The organism is Tunicatimonas pelagia, from assembly GCF_030506325.1.
In the GTDB taxonomy this organism is placed as follows: Bacteria; Bacteroidota; Bacteroidia; order Cytophagales; family Cyclobacteriaceae; genus Tunicatimonas; species Tunicatimonas pelagia.
On record NZ_CP120683.1, the window covers coordinates 5427059 to 5448928 of the forward strand.

At 44.4% G+C, this 21870-nt stretch carries 16 protein-coding genes; 13 read left to right on the plus strand and 3 right to left on the minus strand.

Annotation, left to right across the window (positions count from 1 at the left end; all coding sequences use genetic code 11):
* Positions 1–114: 114 nt before the first annotated feature.
* On the minus strand, positions 115–1569 hold the full coding sequence (locus tag P0M28_RS23200) for a PorP/SprF family type IX secretion system membrane protein (protein WP_302205513.1): 1455 nt from the start codon (positions 1567–1569) through the stop codon (positions 115–117).
* Positions 1570–1874: 305 nt separating this feature from the next.
* On the opposite strand from P0M28_RS23200, the gene P0M28_RS23205 reads away from it, so the two are divergent.
* The 5 genes from P0M28_RS23205 (at position 1875) to nadD (ending at position 8847) form a co-directional block, all read left to right on the plus strand.
* A complete protein-coding gene (locus tag P0M28_RS23205; protein WP_302205514.1) occupies positions 1875–3131 on the plus strand; it encodes a DUF819 family protein in 1257 nt (418 codons plus the stop codon).
* A gap of 205 nt (positions 3132–3336) precedes the next feature.
* On the plus strand, positions 3337–4359 hold the full coding sequence (gene holA / locus P0M28_RS23210; RefSeq protein ID WP_302205516.1) for a DNA polymerase III subunit delta: 1023 nt from the start codon (positions 3337–3339) through the stop codon (positions 4357–4359).
* A gap of 144 nt (positions 4360–4503) precedes the next feature.
* Positions 4504–7641: a tetratricopeptide repeat protein gene (locus P0M28_RS23215; protein WP_302205518.1), complete on the plus strand. Its 3138-nt coding sequence runs from the start codon at positions 4504–4506 to the stop codon at positions 7639–7641.
* 60 nt (positions 7642–7701) lie between these two features.
* Positions 7702–8253, plus strand: coding sequence for a fasciclin domain-containing protein (locus P0M28_RS23220; RefSeq protein ID WP_302205519.1), 552 nt, complete (start codon positions 7702–7704; stop codon positions 8251–8253).
* A 9-nt stretch (positions 8254–8262) separates the two neighbouring features.
* Positions 8263–8847, plus strand: coding sequence for a nicotinate (nicotinamide) nucleotide adenylyltransferase (gene nadD, locus P0M28_RS23225; protein WP_302205520.1), 585 nt, complete (start codon positions 8263–8265; stop codon positions 8845–8847).
* A gap of 78 nt (positions 8848–8925) precedes the next feature.
* On the opposite strand, the gene frr is transcribed toward nadD, so the two are convergent.
* The gene (frr, locus tag P0M28_RS23230; protein WP_302205522.1) at positions 8926–9489 is read right to left on the minus strand and encodes a ribosome recycling factor; all 564 of its coding nucleotides are present in this window, start codon (positions 9487–9489) and stop codon (positions 8926–8928) included.
* An 85-nt stretch (positions 9490–9574) separates the two neighbouring features.
* Between frr and P0M28_RS31170 the strand changes: the two genes are divergently transcribed.
* The 5 genes from P0M28_RS31170 to P0M28_RS23250 all read left to right on the plus strand — a co-directional run bounded on the left by P0M28_RS31170 (position 9575) and on the right by P0M28_RS23250 (position 13197).
* A complete protein-coding gene (locus P0M28_RS31170; RefSeq protein ID WP_367281882.1) occupies positions 9575–9823 on the plus strand; it encodes a nucleotidyltransferase domain-containing protein in 249 nt (82 codons plus the stop codon).
* 194 nt (positions 9824–10017) lie between these two features.
* Complete coding sequence (locus P0M28_RS23235; RefSeq protein ID WP_302205523.1) at positions 10018–10524, plus strand: ISAs1 family transposase; 507 nt, start codon at positions 10018–10020, stop codon at positions 10522–10524.
* A 54-nt stretch (positions 10525–10578) separates the two neighbouring features.
* Complete coding sequence (locus P0M28_RS23240; RefSeq protein ID WP_302205525.1) at positions 10579–11067, plus strand: hypothetical protein; 489 nt, start codon at positions 10579–10581, stop codon at positions 11065–11067.
* A 219-nt stretch (positions 11068–11286) separates the two neighbouring features.
* A complete protein-coding gene (locus P0M28_RS23245; protein WP_302205526.1) occupies positions 11287–12012 on the plus strand; it encodes a head GIN domain-containing protein in 726 nt (241 codons plus the stop codon).
* 453 nt (positions 12013–12465) lie between these two features.
* Positions 12466–13197, plus strand: a complete 732-nt coding sequence (locus tag P0M28_RS23250; RefSeq protein ID WP_302205528.1) for an SDR family oxidoreductase — start codon at positions 12466–12468, stop codon at positions 13195–13197.
* Positions 13198–13310: 113 nt separating this feature from the next.
* Here P0M28_RS23250 and P0M28_RS23255 read toward each other — a convergent pair whose 3' ends face one another.
* Complete coding sequence (locus P0M28_RS23255) at positions 13311–15350, minus strand: BamA/TamA family outer membrane protein (RefSeq protein WP_302205530.1); 2040 nt, start codon at positions 15348–15350, stop codon at positions 13311–13313.
* Positions 15351–16142: 792 nt separating this feature from the next.
* Here P0M28_RS23255 and P0M28_RS23260 point away from each other — a divergent pair.
* The 3 genes from P0M28_RS23260 to P0M28_RS23270 are packed head-to-tail and all read left to right on the plus strand — an operon-like array spanning position 16143 to position 21838.
* The gene (locus tag P0M28_RS23260) at positions 16143–18554 is read left to right on the plus strand and encodes a GumC family protein (RefSeq protein WP_302205531.1); all 2412 of its coding nucleotides are present in this window, start codon (positions 16143–16145) and stop codon (positions 18552–18554) included.
* A 23-nt stretch (positions 18555–18577) separates the two neighbouring features.
* Entirely contained in the window at positions 18578–20593 is a 2016-nt protein-coding gene (locus P0M28_RS23265; RefSeq protein ID WP_302205533.1) for a hypothetical protein, read from the plus strand.
* Positions 20594–20599: 6 nt separating this feature from the next.
* On the plus strand, positions 20600–21838 hold the full coding sequence (locus P0M28_RS23270; protein WP_302205534.1) for a glycosyltransferase family 4 protein: 1239 nt from the start codon (positions 20600–20602) through the stop codon (positions 21836–21838).
* Positions 21839–21870 lie beyond the last annotated feature (32 nt).

Below are 21870 nucleotides of genomic sequence, written 5' to 3' on the forward strand. Positions count from 1 at the left end.
ATCATTATTCATCAGTCATGACTCATTATTCATTAGCTGGTTGGTTCCATCAACGATCAATTTTGAATTCCGGTCTCCGGTCTCCTCTCATATCTCACATTTCTTTTTCTACCCCTATTCAATCACCAAAATCCAGGCTTTCTTAAACTGAGGTTCCCGACGTATTTTATCAATTCTCTTACGAATGGCATCAGTATTTTCCGAACTCATAACATGCGTGTAGTAGTATTTCTTCTCAGAGTTATACCCAACACTGGCTGAGTAGCCTTGCTGAATTAGTTGCTGGGCTAGCTTTTCAGCATTGGCTTTTTGCGAGAAGGTTCCGGTAATGAGATAAGAACCTTCGACCATCTCCAGAGGGTGAGTGCTTGTTTTGTCGCGTTTAACCCGAGCAAAACGGGGTTCGGTCGGTTGGTTATCTCCTAGCGTAATGGTGCCGTCTCCTGCCTGATCGATATCTTCAAAAGTGGCGTTTTCTATCTCGGATTTATCAGAAGTCGGCGAAGGTTGCTTGCGTTCCGGTACAGGTGCCACTTTCTTCCTCTCTGCCTTTTCTTGCTTCTTTTTTTCTTTCTTTTCCTCTTTCTGTTTTCGCTTTTTAGCTTCAATCACCGCTTCTGGTATAACATCAGAATCTGCCTGGGTTTTTAAGCGAGGTTTACGTCGCATGGCTGCCTTCTTTTTACCCAAAATCAGGCCCAGTTGCACTTCGTGGGTAGCTAAGCTTTGCGAAGACAATTCGTTACCCCCAATACCGAAGTGATAGCTAAACGAAAATGACTTGGACTTAAAACCGGCAATGGCAGCAATACCGGCCTGTTGCTGATACCCACCACCTACCCAGAAGCTATCCTTAAAGCGTAGTAACCCTAAGGCTTCTATCTGAGGAGCGTATTCAGTGGAATGATGATACAGCAAAGTTGGTTCAAAAGAAAGCTGACTGGCTGGATTAAGGTTGAAACGATAATTAACACTAGCAATAGCCCGATCAAATTGCCCTAGTCCTCCCGATGATTCAGCGGTGGAAAAAGAGGGGGGATCAAATAAATTCGGAACAGATACGCCCAAGTTAAATCCTGACAAGTGGTACTGCAAACCAAACCTGCCTTGAAGATAAATGCCAGCATCTTGCGCTGCCCGGAACAGAGCATCGTCACTGGTATTCAGTCCGGTTAGGTCGTAGCTATCCAGACCAAACCCAGCAGAAAGCCCAAGCCGAACGTAGTGCTCTTTCTCAGAAGATAATGGGATTAGGTACGCCGCCGTAGCCCGAAATGCCGAAGAGCTAAAAATACCTATTCGGTCGTGCGTAAGATCAGCCCCAACAGATAGGGGGTTGGCGTTTCCGGTAGGGGCATGAAAGCTAAGGTTCGTGCTCATTGGAGCACCCTCTACTCCTAGCCACTGCTGCCGATGAGTTAGGTACAGAATCGGGTGAGCATCGTACCCGGCAAAGGCTGGGTTATACAAGTACGGATTGGTAACATGATGGGTAAAAAACGGCATACGTTGCCCCATTCCGCTAAAACTGAGGATTAGTAAGAATAGCAAACTGGCAACTAACTTCATACTTTGCAGGCCGATTCATCGATTTATGGCAAAACAAAGCTATAAAAGTAGGAAGCAATAAAAAGGGAAGAAAAGCTAGTAACTTACCAATGAGGTAAAAGCGAGCATATTGTAACTTTTTTGAGGAATATTGATGGGAAACTGAGGTTTTGTACAACAAAACAAATAATATTGATTGGTTTCCTGGTTCCACAGAAGGGAATAGCGGTAAATCTGGGAAAATATCATTAGGATTACAGCTATCTCGTTGTAATACGTTACCTAAACTGCTAGTTTCGCTGCTTAACTAATTGAATAACAACTTTATGGAAGTAGCAACATCATCAGCATTGTTCACCAGCGATCCGGTGATTTTCGGTATTCTGATGGTGGTTTTGGCTTTTGTGTTTACTACCTCTGCTAGCGAACAACCTTTTTGGCAGAAGTTCTACACCTACGTACCTTCGGTGCTGCTTTGCTACTTTGTACCCGGAATCCTTAATTCCCTACATATCATTTCTAGTGAAGATTCTAACTTATACTTTGTGGCTTCCCGCTACCTGCTACCGGCAAGCTTAATCTTGTTTACCATTGGTATTGATCTTAAAGCCATTGCCCGTCTGGGTAGAAAGGCAGTGATTATGTTCCTAGCCGGAACGGTAGGTATTATTCTAGGTGGTCCATTGGCCATTCTAATTGTATCAGTATTTTCTCCTGAAACAGTAGGTGGGGCAGGGCCGGATGCCGTTTGGCGTGGACTGACCACCGTAGCCGGAAGCTGGATTGGCGGCGGGGCGAATCAGGCCGCTATGAAAGAAGTTTTTGAAGTGGGTGATAGTATTTTCCCGGCAGTGCTGGCGGTAGATATTATTATGGCTAATATTTGGCTAGCGTTTCTTTTGTACGGAAGCGGTCGCGCCGAGCGAATTGACCAATTTTTTCGCGCTGATGCATCGGCAATTAAAGAAGTACAGCAGCGCATTGAAGATTATGCTGCTAGTATCATGAAGATTCCCAAAGCAGCAGATTTAATGTTGATCTTAGGGTTGGCTTTTGGTATCACGGGTTTTTCGCACTGGTGTGCCAACGGAATTGCTCCCCATCTACAAGAGAATTATCCGGTTCTGGAGAAGTTCAGTCTAACTTCTACCTTTTTCTGGATTGTGGTGATTGCTACTGGTTTAGGCCTGGCACTGTCATTTACCAAAGCACGAAAACTGGAAGGAGTAGGGGCATCCCGAATGGCAACGGTGTTGCTGTACGTACTTATTGCTACCATCGGTATGGAAATGGACTTAACAGCGGTAGTCAAAAGCCCCGGATTATTTATGGTTGGAGCCATCTGGATTATGGTTCATGTATTGATCTTGTTCTTGGTTGCTAAACTGATTAAAGCTCCATTTTTCTTCGTAGCGGTAGGTAGTCAGGCTAATGTAGGTGGAGCCGCTTCGGCACCGGTAGTGGCCTCCGCTTTTTCACCTTCACTCGCGCCCGTTGGGGTGCTGCTGGCGGTACTCGGTTATTTTGTTGGAACCTACGGAGCCTGGCTCTGCGGTATTTTGATGCAGACAGTAGCGGAATGAGATATGAGAGGAGACCGGAGACCGGAATTCAAAATTGGTTGTTGATGGAACCAACCAGCTAATGAATAATGATTAACTCCCAACCCCTGAACACTTCAAGCTTCTTAACCTGTGGACTAATAACCATCGGGCAATTGAACCCAAATACTTCAACCAGACCAATGACTGTAAAACAATTTGTGATTTTTCAATTTTCTAATTTCCGATGACCCCTCAGCAAGTACTTAGTGATTTAAAGAAAAACCAGTACGCTCCTTTGTATTTTTTGCAGGGCGACGAGCCGTTTCACATTGACCAGATAGCTCAGTATATCGAAGAAAATGCACTGACAGAAGCTGAAAAAGGATTTAATCAAATCATCTTGTACGGAAAAGATACGGACATGCCTACGGTGCTTACCAATGCCAAACGGTTTCCGATGATGGCTGCTCGGCAGGTAGTTCTAGTGAAAGAAGCCCAAGAATTGGCCGATTTGCAGCAGAAAAACGGTCAGGAGATGCTGGCGCAGTACGCCCAACAGCCGTTGCCTTCTACGGTGCTAGTTTTTTGCTACAAGTATAAAGCACTCAATAAAAACCTGGGGCTTTCCAAAGCACTCAAGCAGTTTGCGGTGCTGGTTGAATCCAAAAAAATGTACGACAATCAGGTGCCGGACTGGATTCTTCAGTGGGTTAAGCAGCGAGGACTGCGTATTGAAGAGCAGGCGGTGCAGATGCTGATGGATCACATCGGTAATAATCTGGAACGCTTAGCCAATGAACTGGATAAAGTCGCCATTAATCTGGATAAAGAGTCGGCGGAAAGTATTACTGCAGAATTGGTACAAAAGTACGTGGGGATTAGCAAGGAGTACAATGCATTTGAGCTGCAAAAATCAGTAGCCCAGGGTAATTTTGCTAAAGCATTTCAGATAGTTTACTACTTTGCGGCTAATCCGAAGGCGAACCCTATCATCCCGACTATTGCGCTGCTGTTTACGTTTTTTAGTAAATTGCTACTGGTACATCAGTCTGCGGACAAAACGGAGCGGGGCTTGGCTTCGTTACTGAAGGTACACCCATTTTTTGTCAAGGAATATCGGACGGCTGCGGTCAACTATCCGTTGCCTCGCGTCATTCGAAACATCGGCCTGCTGCGTCGGGCGGATTTGCACGCCAAAGGGATTGAGAATATTAGTGGTACCGATGAGCAAATTCTAAAAACGTTGGTTTATCAATTGATGCACTGATCTTTTATACAATGTGTTCAGGTGTTTTGGTGTTATTGTACTAAAGCACTTGTGTGTTCAAGTATTTATACACATCTGAACGATCTAATACCGAGAACTATAACACATCGTATTGTAACACCATAACACTTCGCACCACAACACATGAAGCAAGCTATTTTTTTCGTATTGATGTCTTTGTCTATTCCTGGTTTTTCTCAAGAATACCTTGCCGAGGCCGTTCCTGGGCGTATGTATCAACAGGGAGTAGATTTGTTGGAGAAGAAGAAATTTAGTGCAGCTCGAGAAACATTTGAGCAGTATTTGGCCCAATCACCCGATGGTGCCCACGCTACCGAAGCACAGTACTACGCAGCGTATTCGGCGGTAAGACTATATAACCAAGATGGTGAAGCTCAACTGGCTGAATTTATGCGAGAGCACAGCAGCCACCCCAAAGCCTTGCGAGCTAATTATGAGCTGGGAAATTTTTATTTCAACGAGCAGCGATACGATAAGGTGATTGAGTATTTCGGGAAAACTGATACCCGTAATTTGTCGCTTACTGAAGAAGAAGTTAGAAACTTCAAGCTAGGGTACGCCTACTTTACCCAGCAAGAATTTGAAAAAGCTGAGCCACTGTTTGACCTGCTAAAAAATAGTGAAAACCCGTACCAAAGTGCGGCGCACTACTACGCCGGATACATCGCTCTGGAAAATGGTAATTACGAGGAAGCACTGAAAGACTTACGCCGGATTGAGCAGAATGAATCGTACGGGCGGGCGGTTCCATTTCTGATTGCCAATATTCTGAACCAGCAAGGCCGATACGACCAACTGAAGAGCTACGGTGAAAAAATCTTGCAGAGAGACCAAAAAGAAGTAACTAACTTTTCGGAAATTATGCTGCTGGTAGGGGAAGCTAACTATCGGCAAGAGCGTTACGCCGATGCTGAGCCATTTCTACGAAGCTACGCCGAATCCCGCAATCCGAGCCAGGACATCTTGTATCGGTTAGGGTACGCTCAGTATCAACTGGGGAAAACGGAAGAAGCGATTGAAAACCTGACTAAAGCGGCCGCCGCTCAGGATAGTATCGGGCAGTTTGCCTCCTTTTATCTGGGGGTACTGTACACTAATCAGAATAACTCGGAATATGCCGTCACTGCTTTTGAAACGGCTACTCAGCGAGGTGTCGCCCAAAAAAGTTTTGATGATGATATTCGTGAGCAGGCCCTATTCAATCTGGGGAAAACCCGGTTCGACCGGGAAGAATACGGACGGGCGATACAGTCGTTCAATCAGCTAAAAGAAGATTATCCGCAAACACAATTCGCTACTGAAGCTAATAACTTACTAAGCGAAGCGTATTTATATACCCAAAATTACGCAGAGGCGATACAGTTTATTGAAAGCCTACCCAACAAAACCTTACCCGTACGAACATCCTACCAACAGGTGAGCTACCGGGCCGGAACCCAAGCCTTCAACCAGCGGCAGTACCGGAAGGCAGTAGAACTATTTGATAAATCGCTGGAATATCCTATCGACCAGACGCTGGTAGCCGGAGCTAACTTTTGGAAGGGCGAAGCCTATTCTATTGGAAAATTTTGGGATAAAGCCATTAATGCCTACGAAGCAGCATTTCGCCGACTACAGGGCAATCGATTAGAGGGAGAAAAAGAGCTATACTATACCAAAGCTCAGTACGGAATTGGCTACGCTTACTTTAACACTAAGCAGTACAGTCAGGCTCTACGGCACTTCCAAAAGTATGTGCAGCAAAGTACATTACGGCAAAATCTCCGTAATCAGGATAAGTTTTATCTGTCAGATGCTCTACTGCGATTGGCTGACTCCTACTACGTGACCAAAAGCTATCAGCAAGCTCTGCAAACCTACGACAAGGCCATTCAAGAAGATACGCGGGAAGCCGGTTACGCCTATTACCAAAAAGGGGTGATATACGGCATTTTGGGAAACCAAGATCAGGGGATTCAGGTGCTAGATCAGGTGTTAGCTCGCTACCAAAATTCTCCTTACTACGATGATGCACTGTTTCAGAAGGCTCAGTTGCAGCTTCAGCAAGGTGACTATCAGCAGGCAACTCAAAGCTTCGGATCCCTGGTGGAAACCCAACCTCAGAGCAATCTAGTGCCCTACGCGCTGTTGCAGAGAGCACTAGCGTATTCTAATCAACAGCAGTATCGACAAGCGGAGCAAGATTACAAGAAAATATTAGATAACTACATGGCGCATTCTACCGCTAATTCGGCCATTTTGGGGTTGCAGGAGGTGACTGCCCAGAGTGGGTCAACTGATTTTCCTCGGTACTTGGCTCAGTACAAAGAAGCTAATCCTGAGGATGCCAACGTAGCCAGCATTGAGTACGAATCGGCTAAGAACCTCTATTTTTCTCAGAAGTACGACCAAGCAATTCAGCAGTTACAATCTTTTATAGAAACCTACCCGGATAACGCCAACGTACCCGAGGCGAACTACTACACCGGAGAATCATACTATCGTTTGGGGCGACTGGATGAAGCATTGGACATATACTACGCGCTGACGACGGTAGAAAATCATCCGCAAAACCAGCGAATCATGCAGCGTATTGCTGAACTGGAAAGTTCGCAGCAAAACTACGCCAATGCTGTTACCTACTTTCAGAAGTTGGCTCAAACCGCTCGTTCTAAAAAACAACAGTATAATGCTTGGCAGGGGCTGATGACTTCTTACTACCAGCTTGCTCAAGAAAACGCTAACTTACTAGACTCAGTTGATTATTACGCTCAGCAGATACTAGAGCGGGCCAACGTATCTACTAATGCCGCTAATCAGGCAAGTTTATACCGGGGACGAGCTGCTTACGAACAAGGAAATTTAGATCAGGCAGAGCCAATTCTAACCGAGTTAGCCAGTGTTACTCCCGACGAAAATGGAGCCGAAGCCCAATACTTAACCGCCCGAATCTACTACGAGCGTGGTAATTACCAGCAGTCCATTGATGCGCTTTACGAGCTAAATAAAAAGTTTGGAGCCTACGAAGATTGGCTAGGCCGGTCTTTTCTACTGATCGCTGAAAACTATCAGGCAATGGATGAAATTTTCCAGGCTAAAGCTACGCTAAATTCAATTATCGATAATTCACCTCAAGAAGACGTAGTAAGTATTGCCAAGGATCGCCTCGCGGAAATAGCGTTGGAAGAAGCTGAACAGCAGCAAAAACAGCAAGCCGCCGATAGTGCCCAGCAAGAATCGGAGAATGAGATTATTCTGGAGGAAGTCCCTCCTAAGCCTTAAATTACCCAACCTTTCGGCTTCCGGTCGGTTGTATAGCTTTAACTTTTTAACCGATTAGATATGCGTTATTTTTCATTTTTATTCTTATTTTTTGTGTTGGTAGGTTGTGCCGACAAAAAGCAGTCAGTAGAAGAGAAAGAAGAGCTGGAGGTTGAATCGGATGTAGTAGCTGGTATGGAGAAGAACGAAGTCCGGCTGGGTGAGGGAACCGTGTACGAGACGGTAGGTGATAATGAGACGCTTCATTTTTTAGAAAACGTGTTGCGTTCTACTGGTTTAGATTCCGTACTCTCCCTGGAAGGGCCTTACACGTTGTTTGCTCCTTCTGATAAAGCTTTTGAAGCGATGGTACCCGTGGGACAAAACAATTTGCCGGATGACATGGATCAGGAAGAGCTGAAAGCAATTTTAATGAACCATGTAGTGGCGGGGGAGTATCGAGCTACAGATTTGATAAATGAGGAGTCGTTATCAACCTTGGGGGGTGGTGAGCTGAAGATTACAAAAGTTGAGAACGAAATTACCATTGATAGTGCTAATGTGGTTTTTAACGATCGTATGGCTGATAATGGAGTTGTTCATATTATTGATCGGGTACTAGTACCCAACTAATATCCATCGTTGAAAATAGGCTTATTTTTCGGTTCGTTTAATCCTATTCATACGGGGCACCTAATTGTAGCCAACGTGGTTCGGCAACAGGCCAGCTTAGACCAAGTTTGGTTTGTGGTTTCACCACAGAACCCATTCAAGAAGCAGAAAGCCCTACTGAACGAAGTTGATCGGCTACGCATGGTAGAGCTGGCGGTAGAAGATAATTATGATCTTCGGCCCTGCAATGCTGAGTTTAGTATGCCTAAGCCTAGCTATACAGTTAACACCTTGGCCTATTTGAATGATCGCTACCCCCAGCATCAGTTTTACCTGATTGCGGGTAGCGATGTGCTAACGCATTTGCATCGTTGGAAGAACGCGAAAGAAATTCTTAGCTATACCCCAATTCTGATATATCCTCGCCCTAATGTGGCTGAAGAAAAAATAAAGGATGAGATCAGAAACCATCCGAATATCAAAAAAGTAGAGGCCCCGTTGTTAGATATTTCGGCTACCTTTATCCGCCGGAGCATCCGAGGTGGTTTATCGGTAAAATATCTGGTGCCCGATTTGGTAGAAGAATATATTCAAAGCCGCAAATTATATCTCTAATCAGAGAGAGAAAGATGGAGGATGGAGAACGGATGCAATCTGTATTAATTCTCCGTCTTCCTTTCTCCTTTTTTCCGTTTATACAGTCATAATCTCTTTTTCCTTGACGTGGAATACGTCGTCTATTTTTGTGGTGTATTGATTGGTAAGTTCCTGTACTTTGTCTTCGCCCCGCTTTACCTCATCTTCTGAGACACTTTCTTTCAGCAAGGCTTTGATACTGTCATTGGTATCCTTGCGAACGTTTCGTACACTAATTTTACCGTTTTCAGCTTCGGTCTTGGCTTGTTTTACCAGTTGCTGTCGCCGCTCTTCGGTAAGTGGGGGAATATTGAGTCGGATGAGTTCGCCGTCATTTTGCGGATTCAAACCCAAATCAGAGTTCATAATAGCTCGCTCGATATCTCCCAATAAGTTCTTTTCCCACGGCTTAACCATGATCGTTCGGGCATCGGGTGTAGTGATAGATGCCGTCTGATTAATGGGAGTAGGATTGCCGTAGTACTCTACCATCAGGCCATCTAGCATACCAGGGGTGGCTTTACCTGCCCTGATTTTCGCAAATGCTTGATGAACGTGGGTAAGCGACTGTTCCATCAGTTGCTGAGCTTCGTCCAAGTATAGTTCGATTTCTTCAACCATGCGTATAAAGAGTTAGGTTTCAGTATTGAAAACACATGTAAGGCAGCGAACTTACTAAAAAAAAATCTATCTTGGTACTTTGAAGATGCTCTCTATTGTGAAGATAGAAGAATACTTTGATCGTCTAAATGAATGTTGTAGCCACTATAACATCAACCAGTTATATCTGGTAGGTTCTTTCGCTTCTGGTAAAAATACTAGCAAGAGTGACATAGATTTTCTAATTAGTTTTAATGGTCTCATTAAACCTTATTCTGACAAACTTCTAAGGTTCGTGACGCCACGAACCTTAGAAGTTTGTCAGAATATCCTCTATTATAGACGATATTTCTGATCGTTACTTCGGCTTACTTGAGTTTCTTCAAAAAGAATTGCACAAAGAAGTCAATCTTATTGAAGAATCTGCTGTAAAGAACCATTTTTTACGAATCGATAGATAAGAACAAAAAGCTTCTCTATGACATTTCAAAGTGTATTGAAAACCTCTCTGTTTTTACAGAGGGGTTAGACTTCAACTGTCTTTCCGAGGTGCCCAATCCGCGTAGAAACACTTTGCTCAAGCAACACTTGCTCTCTGACACTCTCTTGCTAAGCTTGTTAGCTACCCTATCAGGCTGTGATTTAGATGAAGAGATAGAAGAATATGGTAAGAACCAAGACTGCCATGTCTGTAAACGCATCGACCTGCTGGAAGAAGTGCTGGCTTGGAAGAATATTCAGTCCATCATTATGGTACACGCCCTGCGAGAAACTGGTACCAAACAGCAAGAAGAGTACCGCTTTCATTTGAGCGATGTGGTTAAAAGACCGGCCTATTTTAACAAAAAAGTCAGGGAACACTGGGGCGTAGAGAACTCATGGCATGGCTGGGCAACTCCGTGGCACTTGGATGTCAGCTTTGATGAAGATCGTTATTACACCAACACCAAGAACGGGGCTCAGAGCCGAAATACGCTTAGAAAGCTTCAGGCAGATAGACGACAAGCACAGCATCATTGCTCGGTTAGTGCCTTTAACCTGGATCTTAACCGCTAAAATGCCCGTTGTTCTGAAATTGCGTATATTTTCTTCGCAAACCTATTATTCAGTATGAAAGAAGAGATACCTATCGCTCCCCCTAAACCCAAAAAGATGTGGCTAAAGCAGCTACCCATTAGTTTTGAGAAGAAGTTTTGGAATTCAGAAAAGATCATCAGTCTTTCAGCCTTCATTGTTAGTATTGCCACACTACTGGCTTTAATGTACCAGATACGCATATCTAGTGAGCAAAACGAACTGGTCAGGAAGCAGCAGTATGCTTCGGTATTACCTTACGTTGAAATATGGCCAGCAAATCGTAACTCTAGTCACTTTTCGCTTAGCCTAGTGAACAACGGGATAGGCCCAGCATTTATCAACGAGGTTAGAGTAGTATACGAAGGGCAGGTATATAAGAATGATCCAAGAACTTTCTACTATAGCAAAATTATTAAGACCGACACAATTCAATTTGGATACGCCGATATTATTAAGGGGCAGGTATTACCCCCCGGAGAAGCAAGAACAATGATTGAGACTAGCGTTTCGCAGATAAACTAAGGTACTGGTTCGGGCGACCTGCTGATGGTGAACGAGCTAGAGTAGAAATTATCTATTCCTCTGTTTATGGTGAACAGTGGATTACTGAAGGTATTTCAGGAATTCCTGAACCTTTATCCGTTGAAAGCCCGGAGTAATTTTCACTTAAAAAAATATAGTAATCCGAAGAAGCAACCTTAGCAGTTCTGGGTGCATCCAATATATAAACGTACTACTTTTATGAATTTACTTTTTCCGATACAACGCAGTAAATCTATATTTCTACTGATTTTTCTTTTCCCAACCTTAAGTCTTGCCCAGGGCGTGCGAGGAGATGGGAATGTGGTGACCGAAACCCGGCCAGTTTCTTCTTTTGATGCTATTGTAGTTACGGGTAGCGTCGATGTGTATCTGAGTCAGGAGGATGAAGTGTCGGTGACGGTAGAGGCTGATCAGAACTTGCAGGAGGTTATCCGAACCGAGGTGAAGGGCAGTACGCTGTATATCTCCGAGCGCAAGAATATTCGTAAGGCCGAATCGCGTAAGGTGTACGTTGGCTTTCAGGAAGTGACTAGTCTGATTGCCAAAGGAGCTACCGATATATACGGTCGTACTCCCATTCGGGGTCAGAGCCTGGAAGTAGGTATTAGCGGAGCTAGTGATGTTACCCTGGAAGTGTACGTAGATGAGCTGGTTTGTCGTGTTCAGGGAGCAGCCGATGGTTATCTGTCGGGGGAAGCTACGGCCATGATTGCTCGGGTATCCGGTTCCTCCGACCTGGAAGCGGGTGACTTAGTAAGCCAAAGCTGCCAAGTAGAAGCCTCCGGAGCATCTGATGCGTTTGTACACGCTACTGAGTCGCTGGATGCCAAAGCCAGTGGTAGCAGTGATATTGAGTATCGGGGTAATCCCCAAACCCTCCGCAAAGAAGAAAGCACCGCCGCGGATGTGAGTTCTCGGAATTGAAAGGGTGAAGGGTAGAAGGGGTGAGGGCGGAAAGATGAAGGGTGTGAGGCGGGAAGGTGAAGAGGGCTAAAACGCGTAATTTTGAGGTGTTATGAGTAAAAAGATTGAGGGGTTTGAGGATTTAGAAGTTTGGCAAAAGAGTACAGCATTAGCACTAACTTTATATCAGCAGCTAAAAAGAGTTTATTCAGTTTCTGTATATTGCCCGAGGTTCTTATGCCGAACTGTGAACTCAAATCTACATTGCTTCTCAGGTAGAAATACTGACTCCAGACACAGCGAAAGAACTTCATACCCAAACCCAACAAATTTCAGCCGTGCTGTACAACCTAATCCAGTACCGCCGAAAATTCACCTAACACTCCAACCTTCTACCCTTTCACTCTCCCACCCTCTACCTCGTACCCTTCAACCCTTCACTTAACATTATCACCCCACGTGAGTTGAAAAAATATGGCTGATTCTTTGAGTATATTGGTAGTAGGAGCTACCGGGCGCACCGGGGCAGAAATTGTAAGTAAGCTGCACAATGCTGGGCACACTGTGCATGCGCTGGTAAGAAATACCGCTAAAGCCCAACGACTACTCGCTTCTGACATTCACCTGATTGAACATGATCTGCAAGATTATTCGGGCTACGATACCATTGTCCAGGGGAAAGATATTATCGTATATGCTGCTGGCTCTACGTCCTTCAGGAGTTACTACTTTGGAAAGAATACGCCCAAGCATATTGATTACCAGAGTGTGCGACAGATGGCAATGGCGGCTGAGAACCACTCCGTAAAGCAGTTTATCCTGATATCATCTATGGGCGTAACCCATCCGTTTTTCTTTCTTAACATATTCGGGCGGGTGCTCACCTGGAAGCTACGAGGAGAAAATGCGCTCCGCAGTACCCACCTAAACTACGTTATTATTCGTCCGGGTAAGCTGATAGATGAAGGCTATACGCCGGAGCAGTGCGTCCTTTACCAGGACGATAAAATTCGTAACCAGGCTATTAGCCGAGAAGAAGTAGCCGAAATTACCAAGCAGTGCGTAGCCAATCCCGATTTGGTACGAGTGACGTTTGAGCTGATTAAAGACGAATCGCTAGCTGCTGAACCACTTTCTGCTAAGTTTGCCCGACTTATTCCCGACCAAAACCGCACCCCCTACACCCAAGTGAAAGTAACAGCTTGAAAGAAGGTGATTTGAGCGGAAAGCTTTTGATATGGAGCGGTGAGTAATATGGGGGTTGGAATGAAGTGCTTAGCGGACTTCGGTCTCCCGACTCCGGTTGCCGGCCTCTGTGATTATCGGAAGCGGAAGACCTCGGGTTTACGAACGTCAAAGTCTAGAAAGTCAGGAATGGGAATACTCCCAACCCGAAAGCCGAACCAGCTTTCACCTTCGGGAGTGCGAGGGTAAAAAGCAAATCGTACCTGAAACGTTTCAAACGCTAGGTTCTCGTTTCGTACCCGAAAGCCAAATCCAAGACCTTGGTAGGAGGGAGTTCGAAAAAGTCTTTCGTCAGTCTGGGCAATCAGTCCTGCATCGGCAAACACAAAGCAGGCCATCCGAAAGCTATAAAAATTTACCGGAGGGTAGGCTACCGTTTCTAAACTGATAGCTAGCCGTTCATTTCCTTCCAGCACCCAACCCTCTAATCCTCGAATACCTTCTTCATTGTTAAGCGTAACTAGGCCCAAACGAAAGTCAACATTTTGGGTTCTATTTACTCCCTGGGTATAGTCTGCCTTCAGAAACACGCGGTACCGGGTGCGTCGCCGATGAATTAAGTAACTAAAACTAGTAAGTTGCAACCGGAATACGCCATCTTCCAGCGAGTTGTTTCGCCAAAAACCTCCCCAGTTTGCACTGGCCGATACATAGCCTAAAGCCGGAATAAACCCACCACGGGAATACAGCACTCCGGTGTAATAGCGATTATAAAATTCACCGTACTCCGGCCCAGCAATAACTTCGGCCAGCTGGCCAATCGGGATGTCCTCGGTACGTCCGTAGGTATATACTAGTGTTTCGGTGGTGTAGTAGCGTCGAGAAAAACCAGCCCCAAAGAGTAGGAGGTCCCGATGATGGAAAGCAGGGTTAGTATTGGCTGCTACCTCAGGACGCTCAAAGAAATACTGACGGTTATAGCGGGCGGCAGCAATCAAACGGGTACGATCATCAAAATTTCTAACCCCAAAACTACGGCTTAGCCAGTAGTCTTGATTAAAAATTCCGTAGCGAATAAACGGTATATTCTCAGGCCGACTAAACGTATCCAGAATCGGATAAGAGTTTACCCAAGGATCAAGTGTTGTAAGCCGATTGTAGCTTACGTCGATACCCCCTGCGTAGCGGATATCAGGCACTACAAAACGCCGGCTTAGCGTAAAACTTCGTATGTGATCCCACATTGTATACCGATACCGCAGTTCTCCCTCAATGAAAGAACCCCGAACGTTCGGAATGCGGTACCGCCCTTCGTAACCCACTCGCGGAGATTCATCGGGCGCGACAATAATAGCATTGCTCAACTCATGACCGGTTCCCAGCACATTGACGTTAGTAGCCTCTACACTACCTTCAATGAAGCCTTCCGGTGCAGCATCGAAGGTGTAGGGGATTACATCTTCCGTAATAAGTAGTAAGTCTACGGTATCAGCATTATTAGCCCGGGGCTGTACAATCAGGCGAGCATCCCGAATGAATCGTAGCGATCGGATAACCCGCTCGTTGTCAGCCAGTCGCTCTGGAGTTAGAGCGTCTCCCTTTTCCAGTAATAGGTTGTTTTTTAGTACCTGATCTTGGGTATTAATATGAATCTGATTGTAAAACTGCGATAGTTTGGAGGCGGCTTGTCGGGCGGTGTCGGTTACACTGGGCCCGAATATATCAATCTTCTTTAGGTAAATATTTCCTACATACTTTCCGTTGTAGTCAGCCGACTCAGGAGGGGAAGACGATTTCTTCTTTGACACATTGGCGGACGATGAACTACTATTTAGGTCAAATAACCAATCAAATAGCTGTTCGCCTACTTTACGTTTTTCTAGTGTCTTCTTTAACCTTTTGTAAAATGCTTGTTGCTCTTCCCCTTTGTTCTGCTTCACAACTTCTTCCACTCGGGTGCGAATGGTATCGGTAACGTAGATGACGGTATCAGTTTTAGTAAAAAATGCGCTATCTTTGGTAAATACAAAGCTATTTCCTTGCACGTAAATAGTATCAATTACTACTTTTTGGATAGTATCTTGCGGGGTTTCTGTCTTTTGAGCGTAAGCCGATTGAAACTGAAACAGAAGAATACAAAAAATAAGATAAACGAAACGAGCAGAATATTTCATAGCATAGTTGCTAAATAAACTACGCTCAGGTGAAAAAGTATAGTACGTGAGCAATTAGAAAAGTAATAAAAAAAATCTAATTAATTTAACTGAATCCAATTGCCGCACGAATTTGTTTTTTTGCGGCAATTGCTCATTTTTTAGTTGCGGTACAAGTAGTACGGGGGCTAATACTTTGTTAAGCCTAAAATTGAGGCGGCCGCCGCGTGAATAACCTACTCCCGCAATGTTCTCTGACAGAGCATTGGATTCGAAAATGAAGAACCATATTGTGGTATGCACAAACTAAAGATTGCTAGTAAATAGAATTAGTCAGGTTTTAAACTCGTGTCTTTATAATTATACAAGTTGCAGTTCGTTAGTAGTGCGAATAACGAGTTCATGAGGGAAATGATTGTTTATGGTGAGATTTAGTAGGAACATCATTAGTGATATTCCTACAGCTTGACCAGTTTTCTAATGTCATTTTTCTGTAGTTATGAATTTTTCCGACAAAGACCTATATTCGTGAGCAGAAAAAGGGTGTATTTTTTTTTACAGAAGAAACCATACAGGGATTTGATTAAGAATACAGCAAATATATTCTACAATCATTAACACTCTTTCAATATTAGCTCGTCCAGAAGTGTGCTCAGTTTCAAAGTAGGTAGCGCTATCCGAATAACAGGTTTTTTCTATTAGTAACCTATTGATTTCGGCTAAGAGAAGCGTGTTGCTAAAAACAGCACTGGCAAAATTCGCTGAAATTTTTTTACTTATCTTTGTATCTATCACTACACACTGCATCGATCTATGAATACCGAACCAACCTACGTAGAGAATACCATTAACTTTACACTGCTATTTAGCCAGATTAGGAAGAAGTGGTATCTATTTCTGATCTGCTTCCTAATTATTATTCCGGTAGCGCTACTGTTTGTTAAGTTTGGAGAAAAGAAATATGATGCCTACGGTAGTGTTCTAATCAGTAAACAAGAGTTTGGTTCAGTAGGTACCGATCAGGTTTTAGTAGATGACAATCGGATTATTGAGCGAAGTATTATTCTACAAGATGAGATTAAGCGGTTAAACTCGTTCGACCTAATTCATGAAGCGTTGAATACGCTAGATTTTGGGATCACCTACTATACGGTAGAAAGTTTTTGGCCTGATTTTTTGAAGGAGAGTTGGTTAAATGAAACCTATCATGCATTGCCCATTGATGTGGTGCTCGATTCCAGCCAAGTGCAGTTAGTGGGAGCGTTAGTGCATCTGAGTATTGATGAGTCAAATAATGTTACCGTTCGGGTTGATGCTGAGAAATCTTCGATTCATAATTTAGCTACCAATCAGAAAGTAGCTGAGGTAGAAGCCGTAAGCTTTGAGGAGACTACCAAAATTGGCGAACCTTTTAGTAACGAATACCTCGCCATGCAGATAGTGCCAACCTCGGAGGTGCAGCCGGTAGGTGATTATTATTTCAAAATCAGTACATCTACCTCATTAGCCAATAAGTACCAAGATTTGCTAGTAGCCCAGCCGGCCAGTACGGCCGCAAAAGCTGCTCCAGTAGAGTCTCGGGTGGTAAACCTTAGCATAGAAACACCCATCCCCGAAAAAGGAGTGACCTTTCTGAATGCGCTAATCAACACCTACATCAGCAAAGACGTACAAAATAAAAACCAGAAGGGGGTAACCACTGTGGCTTTTCTGGAGAAAGAAATTGCTATCATTGGCGATTCTTTGAAGAAAGCCAGAAGTTCTTTCGGAGAATTTCGGAACAAAAATAATATTGTAGATTTAGCGCAAGGAAAGCTGCTTGGCCTGAACAAGCAGAATGAACTAGAGGTTGAACAGAGTGAGCTAGAGAATCGGTTAGCGTACTACAAAAGAACATCCCGATCACTACGCAACGAAGGCAGTCTGGTAACTCCCTCAGCGGCAGGTATTTCTGATCGTGCCTTTGAAGAGTTGGTGATGGAACATATTGCGTTGAATGCCCGGGCAAAGCGGGCACTGAACTATAATAACGCAGATAATCCGCTCGTCAATCAAATTGAGCAGCAGTTAACCATTCTCAAAGGTGCCATATCCGATAATCTTGACAATGCAATTACTACCACCCAAACCAACCTACGAAGCGTGAACCGCCGATTAGGTCAAATCAATTCTCAGGTAAAGGCTCTGCCTGATAATGAGCAAGAATTTGATAAACTAGATCGGGACGTAGCGTATTATCAAGAAAAATACGACTATCTGATACGCAAAAAGGCTGATTCTGAACTGGCACTGGCCACTAACTTGCCAGATGTGGAAATAGTTGATAGCGTGAAGATTTCTCCGGAACCGGTAGCTCCCAACGGCAAACTCATTTTAATGTCGGCACTGTTTTTATCATTGGTTCTTCCGTTTGGGTTCATTGTGCCGTCCATGTTCTTCGGAGATAATCTGGTAAATAAGTCAGATATTGAGGATCATGCCGAAATCCCGATGTTGGGCGTAGTTTCTAACGGGCCAAAGGCCGGAGGGCTGGTGGCGAAAAGTATGCCGAATACTTCAGTGGCTGAGTCTTTTGAATACATTCGTATCAATCTTCAGTACTACTTCCGGGAGCGAAACAATCAGGTAATTGGCATTACCTCCTCTGTTGAAGGAGAGGGTAAAACATTTTGTGCTACCAATCTGGCCTGGACATTTGCCGAGGCTGGACAAAAAACGTTACTCATTGGCTGCGATTTTCGTCGTCCTAAGGTAGATAAATACTTTAAAAACGATACGCTCTACGGACTGGCCAACTACCTGGAAAAAGGGTTTGAAATAGAAAAGCTGTTTCGCCCGTCTTCTTCGCCCAACCTAGACATCATTTTCTCCGGTTTCTCTAATGAAAGTCCTATTAAGCTGCTGGAAAAGCCATCGCTGCGAGAGCTAATTGAGCGGGTTAAGTCAGAATACGATCAAATCATTGTGGATACTCCACCCGTAGGGCTGGTAGCCGATTACCTAATTTTAGAGCAGTTTTTTGATCTAACCTTGTTTGTGGTTCGCAATAACTATACTGATAGGGCAACTATTAAAGGCATCAATGAAATTCAAAGGAAGAACCAAATCAAAAATTTGAACTTGGTACTTAACGGAGCTTCTTCTTCGGGCTACGGTTACGTGCAGTCTAAGAGCAGTTACTACCGGGAGTCGGCCTCGCTGAAGTCGCGCTTTAAGCTATCCTAATCTTCGTGCTTCATTTCTCAGGTATGGTTTCCCGGCTAGCCTTACTCTATGCTCTCCTGTTGGCTAATACGATCTACGGCAGTTGTAGCACGGTGCCGCCCCACCCCCGGATTTTTGTGCAACCAGCGGATGTAGCCTTACTTAAAGAAAAGCGTAACGTGCCTCCCTTTAACCGACTATGGCAGGAAGTGAAGCAAGATGATGGGGCACTGAGCCTGGCGGTTCAGTATCTTCTGGAACAAGATGAGGCGGTAGGGCGAACCGCCATCGATGCGGGCTTGGCTTTATTAAAAGCAGGAAAAGATGCCCGTTCCTTGTACAACCCGCTGCTAATTGGAGCTTGTGTGTACGACTGGTGCTATCCGCTGCTATCGCAATCGCAGAAGCAGCAATTTATCAAGGAGTTTATCAGAATTGCAAAGTTACACGAACCTGGCTTTCCTGCCGATATTACTACCTCGGCCGTGGTAGGGCATAATTCAGAAGGGTGGTTGTTGAGTGGGCAATTACCGGCAGGGCTGGCTATTTATGATGAAGAGCCACAAATGTTTCGCGCGGCTGAGACCCTTCTCCGGCAGCGATTTGTACCCGCGCGGGATTTTCATTACCAAGCCCATATGCATCATCAGGGCGACTCCTACATTGGCACTCGCTTTCAGCATGATATTATGGCTGCTTGGCTATTTCGTCGAGCCGGACTTAAACCGGTTTTTAGCGAAAACCAGCAATTTGTGCCTTATCAATTGCTCTACCATTTGCGCCCCGATGGCCAGCAAATGCGAAGTGGAGATACTTTTGATGATCGGGGGCGGGACCGCCGAAAACGCCGAATAGCGTTATTTACCGGAAGCTACTACAATGATCCTTATCTGCTGACATTGGCCGACATGAATCTGTTTTTTGATAAAACCATCGAAGATAAAATCTTCGAATTGCTATTGCGCCCAATTGATGCTAAAAGAAAACCATTGTCTGATCTTCCCCGGGCAAAGTATTTTCCAGAACCTATGGGTGAGATGGTAGTACGAACGGGGTGGAATATGGGGATTGGCAGCAATGATGCGGTAGTGCATATGCGGATTGGCAACTACTTTTTTGGCAACCACCAGCGCAAAGATTTTGGTACCTTCCAGATTTACTATAAAGGTGCTTTAGCTGTCACCAGTGGAGTTTACGGCAGTAAAGATGAACAGTCGCACTACGGTAAGCCTTACTGGATGAACTACTACCACCAAACTAGTTCTCAGAACGGCCTACTGATTTATAACAACCAGCTAAAAGAATTTGAAGCCAAGCGGTCTTCTATAAATGATGGCGGGCAGTATTGGCCCAATCAGGGGCAAGATCACCCGAACGATCTTGAGATGCTGTTAAACCCTGAACATGGTTATGAAATGGGCCAGGTGATCGATTACGGATTTTTCCCAGATAGTATTAACCCTACGTACAGCTACATTACGGGCGACATTACGGCAGCGTACTTACCTGAAACTATAGAGAAGGTGAGTCGCACAATGGCTACCATTACCACCGGGAATAGGGATATTCCTCTGGTATTTGTTGTGTATGACCGAGTAATTGCACGAGAATCAGCGTTTGAGAAAAAGTGGCTAATGCACAGCGAAACTATGCCTACCGTAGAAGGAAGCACGATCACTATTAAAAACAATAAACCTCATTATCAGCATAAACAGCGATATTTTGGGAAACTGGTAATGCAAAGTTTGCTACCGCTAAACCAGAAAATTCAAGCAGCGCAAAATATTCAGAATGTTTTTGCTAGCTCGGCAGAAACCCGGGGCGTGGTGGTGGAGAAAAAGCGAAAAGGGGTAGAGTCGGCTCCGTGGACAACTACGGTATCGCCAACTGATGAGGCTAACTGCCACGAATTTTTACACGTAGGGTGGGTTACGTCTATTTCCGGTGAAAAGTCAGTGGAGATTGATTTTACAGATGATACCAAAGAATTAGCTATTCAATTAGGTGATAGTGCCTTTTTATTAAAGGTCGAACAGGGAAAATTAAACTGGTTAAACTAAAAGCTCGTGAGTACTAAATTTAATATTGTAGTTTATGGTAACCTATCAGCTTCGGGGAAATCAGGCTTATCGTTTTTTAATTATCAGGTAGCTAAGTATTTGTATGATAAGAATATGCTGCACCAAGTGTACTGCCTTAGAATTGCAAACCAAAAACACGAGATAGAGATTCCGGCTGACAAAATACAAACTGCACATAGTCACCTTCCTACGAAAATAAAGCTTGCGCTGCTAAGAAGACTTAAGAAGCACACCAAATACAACGAGCGGCATTTGAGCGAAAAAATATTTGATCGATTTGTGAGTACGATCATTGATGTAGAAGGAGTTCAAGTACTGTTTAATCTCAAGCCGGCCGTTCCACTAACCACAGTAAAAGCCCGTTCACGTCAACTCTTTACAGTTACGTTGGCCACAATAGCTCACCCCCAATTTAACTTTAAGCAGATTAAAAAGATTGAAGAGCTGTACGCTATCAAAGACAAATCATCGTACTCGAATGTATCGCGTATGAAGAAGGTCTGCGATACGCTCAACAGCAGTGATTTAGTAATTCCAAAAATTGGATCGAGCTTTATCAGCAATACGTACACTAGTCACGGCGTGCCGCAAGTGCATCGGCTAACGAAAATAGCAGGGATAGACACCACTACCTATCTGCCCCGAAGCAATCAGCCGGAATCTCGTTTACCCGTTAAGTTCGTTACGGTAGCTCAATTTAATTTAATTAAAGGCGTACCCTTGCTGCTAGATGCCTGGAAAAAATATTGGGCAACCCTGCCCGGTTCTGCTGAACTGCACTTTATTGGCAGGGTTGATCCGACTGCTCAGCAGTTGATTGAGAAGTGTTTTTCGGCATTGCCATCGGTACATTACCACCCCTTTTCGAAGCAAATCCACCAGGACCTTCTCCAGTACGATGTCTTTATTGCATCTTCGGTATCAGATCTGCTCCCGCGCACGGTACTGGAAGCAATGGCTTGCGGGCTTCCGGTTATTGCATCGTCTCACTGCGGTGCTGCCGATTTAATAGAGCCATCAGTTAGTGGGTTCATCTACGATCCTTTTGATACCGAAGAATTAGCTTCGCTCATGAGGTGGTTTACCGAACACCATAACCAGATAATGGCTATGGGAAAGCAGGGCCGGGAGAAGGTAGAAAAGTTGGGGTTTGATAATTTCTTGGATGAAGTATGCCAAGTGATAGAAGAAAAACGTCGTGTAGTACGTGATGGTGTGGTTTAGACTCGCTCGTTTTAACCTGCAAAAAAAATACA